Genomic DNA, 12446 nt, shown 5'->3' on the forward strand with positions numbered 1-12446 from the left:
AAGGAGGCTCGCCCTCATGCAAGATAGAGTTTTAAAGGTTTTAGAGTTTACCAAGGTCAGGGAGCAGCTGTTAGAGCACGCTTCCTCCTCCCTTGGAAGAGAAAAAATAAAAAATTTGGTGCCCTCAACAGACTATGATGAGGTCGTTAAGCTGCAAGCCGAAACAGATGAGGCGGCAACTGTTTTACGTATAAAAGGCAATGTACCGCTCTCAGGCATTCACGATATCCGCCCGCATATAAAACGCTCTGTAATTGGTGGTGTTTTGAGCCCGCATGAGCTTGTGCAGATTGCCAGCACAATTCATACAAGCCGCCAAATGAAGCGTTTCTTGGAGGAAATTGCTGAGGAACGGACGGAAATTCCAATACTACTTGATCAGGTGGATCAAATTATTCCACTAACGGATCTCGAGCAGGCCATCAAAATGGCCATTGACGAAAGCGGTGAAGTCCTTGATGGCGCAAGCGAACTGCTTCGTTCGTTAAGACATCAGCTTCGTACCAGCGAAGCGCGGGTACGTGAAAAGCTGGAAAGCATGATTCGCTCTTCTAGTGCCCAAAAAATGCTTTCCGATGCGATTATAACGATTCGTAATGACCGTTTTGTCATACCTGTAAAGCAGGAATACCGCGGGCATTATGGCGGGATTATTCATGATCAAAGTTCATCAGGTCAGACGCTATTTATCGAACCCCAAGTGATTGTGCAGCTGAATAACCAGCTCCAGGATATCCGAGTGAAAGAGCATCTGGAGATTGAGCGGATTTTAATAGAGCTTTCCGCCAAGGCAGCAGAATACGAGAGTGAACTTCAGGTCATTGTTAAGATTTTGGCCAATTTGGATTTTGTTTTTGCAAAGGTCCGCTATGGGCGAAAGATAAAAGCGTCAATGCCAGCGATGAACAATGAGGGTAGAATCTCCTTATATAAGGCAAGACACCCCTTAATTCCTATCGAGGAAGTGATCGCGAACGATATTATGCTCGGCAAGGACTATACGACCATTGTCATTACCGGTCCAAACACCGGGGGGAAAACGGTTACCTTAAAAACACTCGGCCTATGCACCTTGATGGCACAGGCGGGCCTGCAGGTACCAGCTCTGGATGGTTCTGAGCTGGCAGTGTTCGGGGCAGTCTACGCCGATATTGGTGATGAGCAATCGATTGAACAGAGCTTGAGTACATTTTCCTCTCATATGGTGAACATTGTTGGCATTTTAGAAAGGGTTGATTTCAACAGCCTCGTTCTGTTTGATGAACTGGGGGCTGGTACGGACCCACAGGAGGGGGCTGCATTGGCCATTTCCATTCTAGACGAAGTTCATAATCGAGGAGCAAGGGTAGTTGCTACAACCCACTACCCGGAATTAAAAGCATACGGCTATAACCGTGAAGGTGTGTTAAATGCAAGTGTTGAGTTTGATGTAGAAACATTAAGTCCAACCTATAAGCTGCTCTTAGGCGTCCCAGGCCGGAGCAATGCTTTTGAAATCTCGAAACGGCTGGGCCTGAATGAGCGGGTCATTGGGGCAGCACGATCGCATGTAAGCGAGGATACAAATCAAATTGACAAGATGATTGCCTCTCTTGAAGAAAGCAGACGTCAGGCTGAAAACGACCGTGATGAGGCTCTTGATTATTTAAAGCAGGCTGAAAAGCTGCACAAAGACTTGCAACAGCAAATGATCGAGTTTTATGAGAAGAAGGACTCGATGCTTGAGAAAGCCGCAGAAAAGGCGGAGGTAATCGTCGAAGAGGCGAAAAGAGAAGCGGAGCAAGTAATTCGCGACCTTCGCAAGATGCGGACCGAAAAGCATGCTGATATCAAAGAACACGAATTAATTGAAGCAAAAAGGCGCCTAGAAGGCGCGGCACCGGAAATCAAGAAATCGGATAAGCTTATCAATAAGAAAACGAAAAAGTATACTTTAACACCAGGGGATGAGGTAAAGGTACTTACGTTTAACCAAAACGGAATTCTGGTGGATAAAGTCTCGGATAACGAATGGCAGGTGCAGATAGGCATCTTAAAAATGAAGGTTAGAGAAAAGGATTTAGAATATATCGGTGCTTCTCAAACAAAACAAACGGAAATGAAGCCGCTGGCGATTGTTAGGGGGCGGGATTCCAATGTGAAGCTTGAATTGGACCTAAGGGGAGAACGTTATGAGGATGCTCTCTTAAAAGTGGAAAAATATATTGATGATGCCCTGCTGGCCAATTATCCGCGTGTTTCCATTATCCATGGAAAAGGAACAGGTGCATTGAGACAAGGAGTTCAGGAGTATTTGCGGAACCATCGCTCCGTCAAGAAAATCCGCTTTGGAGAAGCCGGTGAAGGCGGTTCAGGTGTCACCGTCGTTGAATTTAAATGAAAACTCGCCGATTGACTAGTCCGTTAGGATGAAGGCAGAGGAGTAGTTGAATTTATGCTAATCGGAATTTGAAAAAATTCCGATTAGCAAAATAGATTCAGGGGAGAGTAGGCAATGGACCAGTTCTGGGAAAACGAATATATTCAAATAGCGGCCTATTACAGTGTTGTCATTTTATGTATGATTGTATTTTTAGCCGTTTTCGAAATGGTTACGAAATACAAAAATTGGGATGAAATAAAGAAGGGAAATTTGGCTGTGGCAATGGCAACCGGAGGAAAAATTTTTGGCGTTGCCAATATTTTTAGACATACCATTGAAGACCACAGTTCATTGCTTTCCATGATTGGCTGGGGCATATACGGCTTTGTACTGCTGCTGGCCGGTTACTTTATCTTTGAATTTTTAACTCCAAAGTTTAAAATTGATGAAGAAATTCAAAATGATAATCGGGCTGTAGGCTTGATTTCGATGATTATTTCCATTGGGCTATCCTATGTCATCGGGGCAGGAATATCATAAGGGGAGAGAGTTTGTGGAAACATTAGCAAAAGTACTAATAGGATTATGCGGACTATTCGTGGTGCTGGGCGTTATCTATCTCTTATTTTAAATTAAGGAAAATCACCGTGTGAAATTATTGCACGGTGATTTTTTATTTTATAAACATAATGATTACGAAAAAAATCATGAATTTGAAACGTGAATAGACTAGATAAACTATTGCTTATTTAGTTGATAGACAAAAGGTAGTAATTATTTCAAGATATGGAAATGGAAATTGTTTATTGTAAAAATTTGTTCTATAATAGGTTTAGATGTTGGAATTTTCACAATTTAATAAACATAAGGGGGCATATTATGTCGGAGTTAAAACCGTGGTTGAAAAATTATCCTAAAGAAGTACCTGCCACACTGGAATACTCCACAGAACCAGTACACAAATACTTGGAAGTAACAGCCAAGAAGTTTCCGGATAAAGTGGCACTCCACTTTATGGGGAAGGAGCTTACCTTTAAACAGCTCTATGAAGATGCCCAAAGCTTTGCCGGCTATCTGCAAGCGGATCTTGGAGTTCAAAAGGGTGACCGGGTTGCAATTATGCTTCCGAATAGCCCGCAAAATGTTATCTGCTTCTTCGGAATTCTGATCGCCGGCGGGGTAGTCGTGGAAACCAATCCATTATACACAGAACGAGAGCTTGAACACCAAATGAATGATTCTGGCGTAAAGGTCATTGTCACAATGGATATCCTTTACCCGCGCGTCGCAAAAGTAATGCCGCACACTGATTTAAAACACATCATTGTTACCGCTATCAAAGATTTCCTCCCATTTCCTAAAAACTTAGTTTACCCTTACATCCAGAAAAAACAATACAGAATTGTTGTAAATGTAAAACATGAGGGCAGCACCCATTTGCTGACAGAGGTTTTAAAACAAAAAAAGAAAAAATTAATGGAATATGACTTCAATATTGATGAAGATATTGCCTTGCTTCAATATACCGGTGGAACGACCGGCGTGGCCAAAGGTGTCATGCTAACCCATAAAAATGTGAATGCCAATACCACGATGAACCAGGCCTGGGTCTTTAAAGCCCAGCCAGCAAAAGAAGTCATCTTGGGAATATTGCCTTTCTTCCATGTCTTTGGCTTAACCACGGTTATGATTCTGTCCGTAAAGATGGCTGCTAAATTAATTTTAATGCCTAAATTTGATGCGCTTGAGACGTTGAAAACGATACAAAAACACCGTGTAACACTTTTTCCGGGAGCACCAACGATTTTTATCGGCCTGTTAAAACATCCAGATTTGAAAAGATATGATTTATCATCAATTGAGGCATGTATCAGCGGCTCGGCTCCGCTTCCCCATGAAGTCCAGGAAAAATTTGAGGCAATTACAGGTGGTAAGCTTGTCGAGGGCTATGGTCTTTCAGAAGCATCACCAGTTACTCACTCCAATTTCTTATGGGGGGCAGTAAGAGTTAAGGGCAGTATCGGCGTTCCGTATCCTGATACAGATTCCAAAATTGTATCTTCTGAAACAGGAGAAGAGATACCTGCTGGAGAAATTGGCGAACTCATCATTAAAGGTCCGCAGGTAATGAAGGGATACTGGAATCGTCCCGAGGAGACAGCGCAAACAATAAAAGACGGCTGGCTGTATACAGGTGATCTGGGATACATGGATGAAAACGGTTATTTTTATGTGGTTGACCGGAAGAAAGACATGATTATCGCCGGCGGATTTAATATTTATCCGCGTGAAATAGAAGAAGTTTTATATGAACATCCCGATGTTGTCGAAGCAGTCGTCGCCGGTGTGCCTGACCCTTATCGGGGTGAAACGGTTAAGGCGTACATTGTTTTAAAAGAGGGCGTAACAGTTACTGCTGAGGAAATGAACAAGTATGCCAGAAAATTTCTTACTGCTTATAAAGTGCCAAGGCTTTACGAATTCAGAAGTGAACTTCCGAAAACCGCTGTAGGAAAAATACTGCGAAGAATGCTGGTCGAAGAGGAAATTCAAAAATTAGAAGACGAGGCTAAAAAGCACGCGTAACTTGTCAAATATAAATTTTTAAAATATTATGAAGAAAATAGCTTGTCTTTCTTGACAGAAAGTTATATAAAAACTATTATAAAAATATGAATGATGATTCATTCATATTTTTCTTTTTTAATTTTAATTGGTTCGTAAATTTTTCTTCAAAGGGGGGAACGTAAGTGAAAAAAATGAAACCAAAATACATGCAAATTATCGATGCCGCAGTGATTGTCATCGCTGAAAACGGCTACCACCAAGCCCAGGTTGCAAAGATTGCTAAGCAAGCAGGAGTGGCTGATGGCACGATTTATTTGTATTTTAAAAACAAAGAAGACATCCTTATCTCACTCTTTGAAGAAAAAATGGGTAGTTTCGTTGAAAAAATAGATGAAGAAATTGCAGGAAAAAAGACGGCGGCAGAGAAATTATTAGTGTTGGTGGAAACTCATTTTCAGCTTCTATCGGAAGACCATCATATGGCAATCGTCACACAGCTGGAATTACGCCAATCCAATAAGGAATTGCGGATGCGGATCAATAATGTTCTTAAAGGCTACTTGCAGGTGATCGACAAGATTATCATTGAAGGCATAGAAACTGGTGAGTTCTCAGAAACCCTGGATGTTCGACTGGCCCGGCAAATGGTCTTTGGCACCATTGATGAAATCGTTACTTCATGGGTGTTGAACGAGGAGAAGTTTAACTTAACAGCGCTTGCACCTAAAGTCCATCGTCTTTTAATCAACGGGTTTGCCGGCTGCTAGATCACAAATTAAAGGAGGGATACTATGGAATATTTAAAATGGTCAGTGGAGGACTCTATCGCAACCATTACGTTGCAGCGTCCTCCGGCAAATGCGCTTTCATCAGGCCTTTTACGGGAATTAACCGCAGCACTAGATGAAATTGAACCAAGCCGCGAGATTAGAGCAGTTGTCATCCATGGCGAAGGCCGCTTTTTCTCAGCAGGTGCCGATATTAAAGAATTTACAACGGTAAGTTCTTCAGAAGGTTTTTCAAACCTTGGCAAATTTGGACAAGATTTGTTTGACCGGATGGAGAAGTTTCCAAAACCTATTATTGCCGCGATCCACGGTGCAGCACTAGGCGGCGGGCTGGAACTGGCAATGGCATGCCATATTCGTCTTGTCAGCGAAACTGCGAAACTAGGGCTTCCTGAACTGCAGCTTGGGATCATTCCAGGTTTTGCTGGTACCCAGCGTCTGCCAAAATATGTTGGAACCGCAAGAGCAGCGGAGATGATGTTAACATCCGAGCCAATCACTGGATTGGAAGCGGTTCAATATGGGCTGGCTAACCATGCTTATCCGGAAACTGAAGTCTTGGAACAAGCCTATAAACTGGCCGGAAAAATTGCCAAGAAGAGTCCTGGCTCTGTCAAAGCCGCTATTGAACTATTAAACTATTCAAAAACAAAAGAATTTTATGAAGGTGTAAAACGGGAATCAGAACTATTTGGTGAGGTATTTGTTTCTAAAGATGCCAAAGAAGGCATTCAAGCCTTTATTGAAAAAAGAGAACCTCATTTTAAAGGTGAATAAACTTTCCTAGTCCTCCGAGCGAGTGCTCGCTAGGAAGCTTATTATATTTTTTTATAAAAAATTTTCTCAATCTTTCAAACTAAACAAATGTTTGAATATTTAGGAGGGTAACCATGAACATTTTTGTGTTAATGAAAAGAACCTTTGATACAGAGGAAAAAATTACGATTTCCGGCGGCAAAATCAATGAAGATGGTGCTGAATTCATCATTAACCCTTATGATGAATACGCCATCGAAGAAGCGATTCAGGTCCGTGATGCAAACGGCGGCGAAGTAACTGTTATTTCTGTCGGCAACGAAGAAGCTGAAAAGCAATTGCGCACAGCGCTTGCCATGGGTGCAGATAAGGCTGTTCTCATCAATACTGAGGATGATGTTGAAAACGGCGACCAATTTACAACTGCCAAAATTCTTGCTGAATACTTAAAAGATAAAAATGCTGACTTAATCCTTGGCGGAAATGTTGCCATCGACGGCGGATCTGGCCAGGTTGGACCGCGTGTGGCTGAACTTCTAAATATTCCTTATGTAACTACTATTACAAAGCTGGAAATTGACGGAACAAAGGCGACCGTTACTCGTGACGTTGAAGGGGATTCTGAAGTAATCGAAACAAGCCTTCCGCTTTTAGTTACTGCTCAGCAAGGCTTGAATGAGCCGCGCTATCCATCATTGCCAGGTATCATGAAGGCAAAGAAAAAGCCTCTTGATGAGCTGGAATTAGATGATCTTGATCTTGAAGAAGATGATGTGGAAGCAAAAACAAAAACAATTGAAATTTACCTGCCGCCTAAGAAAGAAGCAGGCAAGGTTTTATCTGGCGATTTAGCCGACCAAGTAAAAGAACTTGTTCAACTGCTCCACACTGAAGCAAAAGTAGTCTAATCGGTTTATCATAAAAATTGATTTGCAGGAGGTAAACACTAATGTCTAAAAAAGTATTAGTTTTAGGAGAAGTTCGCGACGGATCCTTACGTAATGTATCTTTTGAAGCAGTTGCTGCAGCTAAAACTGTTGCTGAAGGCGGAGAAGTAGTAGGAGTATTGCTTGGAGAAGCAGTACAAAGCCTTGGTGCAGAATTAATTCAATCCGGTGCAGACCGCGTCGTTGTTGTTGAAAATGAAAAATTAAAGCAGTATACATCAGATGGCTATTCTCAAGCACTATTAGCTGTCATTGACCAAGAAAAGCCGGAAGGTCTTGTTTTCGGTCATACAGCACTTGGGAAAGACCTTTCTCCAAGAATTGCAGCTAAGCTTTCATCAGGTCTAATTTCTGATGCTACAGCTGTTGAAGTGGCTGGCGGAAACGTTGTCTTCACAAGACCAATCTATTCTGGTAAAGCATTCGAAAAGAAAATTGTGACTGACGGTTTAATCTTTGCAACCGTTCGACCAAATAACATTGCTCCACTTGAAAAAGATGAGTCAAGAAGCGGCGAAATTTCTTCCCTTTCTGTAGAAATCAAAGACCTTCGCGCCATCGTTAAAGAGGTAGTTAGAAAAGCGACTGAAGGTGTAGACCTGAGCGAAGCAAAAGTCGTTATTTCCGGCGGACGCGGCGTGAAGAGCGCAGAGGGCTTTGCACCTTTAAAAGAATTGGCTGCTGTATTAGGCGGAGCAATAGGAGCTTCCCGCGGTGCGTGTGACGCTGAATACTGCGATTACTCCCTGCAAATCGGGCAAACTGGTAAGGTTGTAACTCCAGACCTATACATTGCCTGCGGTATTTCCGGCGCTATCCAGCATCTTGCGGGTATGTCCAACTCTAAAGTTATTGTGGCCATTAACAAAGATCCCGAAGCAAACATCTTCAAAGTGGCAGACTACGGTATCGTTGGTGACTTGTTCGAAGTTGTTCCACTTTTAACGGAAGAGTTTAAAAAACTTAAAGTTCATTCATAATAAATAATGGGGGCGAGCGGGATGTTCCGCTCGCCTTTATGCTGAATTTGCATAGAATACTTAGAATGCAAAATGGGAAAATTACCTGCGAAACAGATTATTAGCGTGATTTTTCAAACGATGTTATACTTTCGTTAGATTTAAGTATTAATTAGGGAGGCAATGAAAATGGCTATTGCACACGTAACAGATCAAAACTTTGCGGCTGAAACAGGTTCAGGTCTTGTTCTTGTAGATTTCTGGGCACCATGGTGCGGACCTTGCAAAATGATTGCACCAGTATTAGAAGAGCTTGATTCTGAAATGGGAGATAAAGTAAAAATCACGAAACTTGATGTGGATGAAAATCCGCAGACAGCTTCAAATTTTGGAGTAATGAGCATTCCAACTTTACTAGTGCTGAAAAACGGTGAAGTTGTTGATAAAACTGTCGGCTTCCAACCAAAAGAAGCTTTAGCTGGCTTACTTCAAAAGCATCTATAAGCCCACAATTAAAATAACCTTAACCGGTACATCGGTTAAGGTTTTCTTTTTTTTCTAAAGACTCCCTCTTTAATTTACTGGCAGATTGATTTAAAATTTGAAGAGAAACTCTAAGTGGAGAGGAGCGGCCGGAATGAATGAAACCATTAAACAAAAGTTAACACTGCTGCCGGACCAGCCCGGCTGCTACTTGATGAAGGATCGTCAAGGATCAATTATCTACGTTGGTAAGGCGAAGGTATTAAAGAACCGTGTCCGGTCTTATTTTACCGGTTCACATGATGGGAAAACCCTTCGCTTGGTAAACGAGATTGAAGACTTTGAGTATATCGTGACCTCATCTAATATCGAAGCACTTCTGCTTGAATTAAATTTAATAAAAAAATATGACCCGAAATATAATGTTATGCTTAGGGATGATAAGACTTATCCATTTATTAAGCTGACTGCGGAAAGACACCCAAAGCTAATTATTACAAGAAAAGTAAAAAAGGATAAAGGTAAGTATTTTGGGCCCTATCCCAACGTAGGGGCGGCCAACGAAACAAAGAAACTGCTTGACCGGATTTACCCGCTCCGCAAATGTTCTACGCTTCCCGACCGAGTTTGCCTCTATTATCACTTGGGGCAGTGCCTGGCGCCTTGCGTAAATGAGGTTTCTGAAGAACAGTATAAACAAATGACCGATGAAATTACCCGCTTTTTAAATGGCGGTTATAAGGAAATAAAAAAGGACCTGACAGAAAAAATGCAGGCTGCCGCGGAAGAGCTTGATTTTGAAAGAGCCAAGGAATTCCGTGACAAAATCATTCATATTGAAACAATCATGGAAAAACAAAAAATCACGATGACTGATTTTACTGACCGTGATGTATTCGGCTATGCCGTCGACAAAGGCTGGATGTGTGTTCAAGTATTTTTTGTGCGGCAAGGGAAGCTGATTGAACGAGACGTTTCGATGTTCCCTATCTATAATGAGCCGGAAGAAGAAATCCTTACCTTCCTCGGCCAATTTTATCAAAAGACGAACCATTTTAAACCGAAGGAAATTCTCATCCAGGACGATGTGGATTTGCAGATGGCTGAGCAGTTATTAGAAGTAAAAGTCATCAAGCCGCAGCGGGGCCAGAAAAAGGACCTTGTCAAAATGGCAATTAAAAATGCGAAAATCGCTTTGAATGAAAAGTTCTCTCTTATTGAAAAAGATGAGGAAAGAACGATCAAAGCAGTGGAAAACCTCGGAGAAATGCTTGGCATTTATACGCCCCACCGGATCGAGGCCTTTGATAACTCTAACATTCAAGGAACAGACCCAGTTTCAGCGATGATTGTTTTTACAGATGGCAAAGCAAACAAGCGGGAATACCGGAAATATAAAATTAAGTCTGTTGAAGGCCCGGATGATTATGAATCGATGAGAGAGGTAACGAGACGAAGATACTCGAGGGCTCTAAAGGAAGAGCTTCCGCTGCCTGACTTGATCATCATTGACGGTGGAAAGGGACATGTGGAAGCTGTCCGCGATGTACTAGAAAATGAATTGGGGCTGGACATTCCTCTCGCTGGACTGGTGAAGGATGAGAAGCATCGCACATCACAGCTTATGTATGGGAATCCATTAGAAATTGTAGCGCTCGCCCGGAATAGCCAGGAATTTTATTTACTCCAGCGAATCCAGGATGAAGTTCACCGCTTTGCGATTACCTTCCACCGGCAGACACGCGGTAAAACTGCATTCCAATCCTTACTTGACGACATTCCTGGGATTGGCGAAAAACGCAAGAAGCAGTTATTAAAGGAATTTGGCTCCGTTAAGAAAATGAAAGAGGCAACCCTTGAGGAATTTAGAGGGATTGGAATCCCCCAAAATGTGGCAGAAGAATTAATAAAAAAACTTCAGTCACAATAATTGTCACTCTAATATTACTATGCTATAATGAATAAAAATTTAATAGACTATCACTTTTATAAGTAAAGTGAAGGTAGAGGTGCGAGCTTCAAGAGTAAAGGCCCGGAGAAGGATGAGCTTCAACGATGGGCTTTGAAAGGGAATGTTCGCCGAAGTAGGGAAACACTCATTATTTTCCTTGCTGGTTCGTCATTGAAAAAATGCCGGATTGTCAAGACGTTGTCTTGGAGCGCTATCTTTCATTGTCTACTAACGCGAAAATGTTAATTTTGTGTTTTCAAAGCAATGGGATATGCTCCCATTGCTTTTTATTTTTTTACAAGAATGACTGAGAGAAGGGGAAGACATGGGTTTAATAGTACAGAAATTTGGCGGGACCTCCGTTGGCAACATTGAAAAAATTCTAAATGTTGCAGAATGTGTGCGGGGGGAAAAGGAACGTGGAAACCAAGTAGTGGTCGTTGTTTCGGCGATGGGAAAATCAACGGACCAGCTTGTTAATATGGCAAAGGAAATATCCGAGCAGCCGAATAAGCGGGAAATGGATATGCTGCTCTCAACAGGTGAGCAAGTAACGATCGCATTGCTTTCAATGGCCTTAAACCAAAAAGGGCTGGAGGCTGTTTCCTTTACAGGCTGGCAGGCTGGAATTATGACAGAGCCTGTTCACGGCAATGCAAGGATTTCGAAAATAAACACTGATGCTGTTCAAAACCAGCTTGATGCTGGAAAAGTCGTCATTGTGGCCGGATTCCAAGGGGTTACTGAAGACGGGGAAATCACTACGCTCGGACGCGGGGGTTCCGATACAACTGCCGTTGCGTTGGCGGCTGCGCTAAATGCGGATAAATGTGATATTTATACCGATGTAACCGGGGTATTTACAACGGATCCCCGTTATGTCAAAAACGCTCGGAAATTATTATCAGTATCGTATGATGAAATGCTTGAACTGGCCAATCTGGGTGCGGGAGTTCTACATCCAAGAGCGGTCGAGTTTGCAAAAAATTATAATGTAAGGCTTGAGGTCCGCTCTAGCATGGAAAAGGTTGAAGGAACTGTAATTGAGGGGGAAGCAACGATGGAACAAAATTTAGTCGTACGCGGAGTCGCGTTTGAAGATGGAATTACACGGGTTACTGTTTTAGGGCTTAGAAATTCATTAACAAGCTTATCAACTATTTTTACGACATTGGCCAAAAATCACATTAACGTGGATATTATTATTCAAAGCACAACAGAAGAGGGAGCAGCCAATCTCTCCTTTTCCATCCATACCGATGATTGGATCCCAACCTTAAATGTGCTCGAAAACAATAAAGAAACACTTGCCTATGACCAGCTTGATGCAGAGAATAAACTGGCAAAGGTATCAATTGTTGGTTCCGGAATGATTTCTAATCCTGGTGTGGCTGCGAAAATGTTTGAGGTTCTTGCGAACAGCAATATTCCTGTAAAGATGGTCAGCACCTCAGAAATCAAAGTATCGGCTGTAGTAGAAGAAAAAAATATGCTCAAAGCAGTAGAAGCCCTGCACGAAGCATTTGAACTTGGGCAAAATTAAATGAAAACTCGCGGATTGACGAGTCCGGCTGGACGGTTCATGAGGTGTAGTTGAATTTATGCGTTAAGAAAAGGGGGACTTTGCCCCCC

General features: G+C 42.2%; 10 protein-coding genes and 1 riboswitch. All 10 genes read left to right on the forward strand.

What is annotated here, in order from left to right; all coding sequences use genetic code 11:
* The first annotated feature begins 16 nt into the window (after nt 1-16).
* The 10 genes from ACNQGS_RS05530 (at nt 17) to ACNQGS_RS05575 (ending at nt 12357) form a co-directional block, all read left to right on the forward strand.
* Complete coding sequence (locus ACNQGS_RS05530; RefSeq protein WP_491486463.1) at nt 17-2380, forward strand: endonuclease MutS2; 2364 nt, start codon at nt 17-19, stop codon at nt 2378-2380.
* Nucleotides 2381-2494: 114 nt separating this feature from the next.
* Nucleotides 2495-2902 carry a DUF350 domain-containing protein gene (locus tag ACNQGS_RS05535; RefSeq protein WP_423799264.1) on the forward strand — a complete coding sequence of 136 codons (408 nt, stop codon included), beginning with the start codon at nt 2495-2497 and terminating at the stop codon, nt 2900-2902.
* Between the two features lie 339 nt (nt 2903-3241).
* The gene (locus ACNQGS_RS05540) at nt 3242-4948 is read left to right on the forward strand and encodes an AMP-binding protein (protein ID WP_491486464.1); all 1707 of its coding nucleotides are present in this window, start codon (nt 3242-3244) and stop codon (nt 4946-4948) included.
* A 164-nt stretch (nt 4949-5112) separates the two neighbouring features.
* Entirely contained in the window at nt 5113-5697 is a 585-nt protein-coding gene (gene fadR, locus ACNQGS_RS05545) for a fatty acid metabolism transcriptional regulator FadR (RefSeq protein ID WP_378584250.1), read from the forward strand.
* A gap of 24 nt (nt 5698-5721) precedes the next feature.
* The gene (locus ACNQGS_RS05550) at nt 5722-6495 is read left to right on the forward strand and encodes an enoyl-CoA hydratase (protein WP_491486465.1); all 774 of its coding nucleotides are present in this window, start codon (nt 5722-5724) and stop codon (nt 6493-6495) included.
* 113 nt (nt 6496-6608) lie between these two features.
* The gene (locus tag ACNQGS_RS05555) at nt 6609-7382 is read left to right on the forward strand and encodes an electron transfer flavoprotein subunit beta/FixA family protein (protein WP_423799261.1); all 774 of its coding nucleotides are present in this window, start codon (nt 6609-6611) and stop codon (nt 7380-7382) included.
* 41 nt (nt 7383-7423) lie between these two features.
* Nucleotides 7424-8401: an electron transfer flavoprotein subunit alpha/FixB family protein gene (locus tag ACNQGS_RS05560; protein ID WP_491486466.1), complete on the forward strand. Its 978-nt coding sequence runs from the start codon at nt 7424-7426 to the stop codon at nt 8399-8401.
* Nucleotides 8402-8569: 168 nt separating this feature from the next.
* Nucleotides 8570-8884 carry a thioredoxin gene (trxA, locus tag ACNQGS_RS05565; protein ID WP_423799260.1) on the forward strand — a complete coding sequence of 105 codons (315 nt, stop codon included), beginning with the start codon at nt 8570-8572 and terminating at the stop codon, nt 8882-8884.
* A 133-nt stretch (nt 8885-9017) separates the two neighbouring features.
* Nucleotides 9018-10793: an excinuclease ABC subunit UvrC gene (uvrC, locus tag ACNQGS_RS05570; protein ID WP_213119966.1), complete on the forward strand. Its 1776-nt coding sequence runs from the start codon at nt 9018-9020 to the stop codon at nt 10791-10793.
* A gap of 66 nt (nt 10794-10859) precedes the next feature.
* Nucleotides 10860-11036: riboswitch (Lysine riboswitch) on the forward strand.
* Between the two features lie 103 nt (nt 11037-11139).
* The gene (locus tag ACNQGS_RS05575) at nt 11140-12357 is read left to right on the forward strand and encodes an aspartate kinase (protein WP_491486467.1); all 1218 of its coding nucleotides are present in this window, start codon (nt 11140-11142) and stop codon (nt 12355-12357) included.
* Nucleotides 12358-12446: the final 89 nt, after the last annotated feature.

The organism is Neobacillus sp. PVCKKU3 (assembly GCF_058323225.1).

Excerpts from the sequence above, each read along its gene's own strand:
- ACNQGS_RS05555 (WP_423799261.1), top strand. The coding sequence starts at position 6,609 with ATGAACATTTTTGTGTTAATGAAAAGAACCTTTGATACAGAGGAAAAA.
- ACNQGS_RS05575 (WP_491486467.1), top strand. The coding sequence starts at position 11,140 with ATGGGTTTAATAGTACAGAAATTTGGCGGGACCTCCGTTGGCAACATT.
- ACNQGS_RS05535 (WP_423799264.1), top strand. The coding sequence starts at position 2,495 with ATGGACCAGTTCTGGGAAAACGAATATATTCAAATAGCGGCCTATTAC.
- ACNQGS_RS05560 (WP_491486466.1), top strand. The coding sequence starts at position 7,424 with ATGTCTAAAAAAGTATTAGTTTTAGGAGAAGTTCGCGACGGATCCTTA.
- uvrC (WP_213119966.1), top strand. The coding sequence starts at position 9,018 with ATGAATGAAACCATTAAACAAAAGTTAACACTGCTGCCGGACCAGCCC.
- trxA (WP_423799260.1), top strand. The coding sequence starts at position 8,570 with ATGGCTATTGCACACGTAACAGATCAAAACTTTGCGGCTGAAACAGGT.
- ACNQGS_RS05530 (WP_491486463.1), top strand. The coding sequence starts at position 17 with ATGCAAGATAGAGTTTTAAAGGTTTTAGAGTTTACCAAGGTCAGGGAG.
- ACNQGS_RS05540 (WP_491486464.1), top strand. The coding sequence starts at position 3,242 with ATGTCGGAGTTAAAACCGTGGTTGAAAAATTATCCTAAAGAAGTACCT.
- ACNQGS_RS05550 (WP_491486465.1), top strand. The coding sequence starts at position 5,722 with ATGGAATATTTAAAATGGTCAGTGGAGGACTCTATCGCAACCATTACG.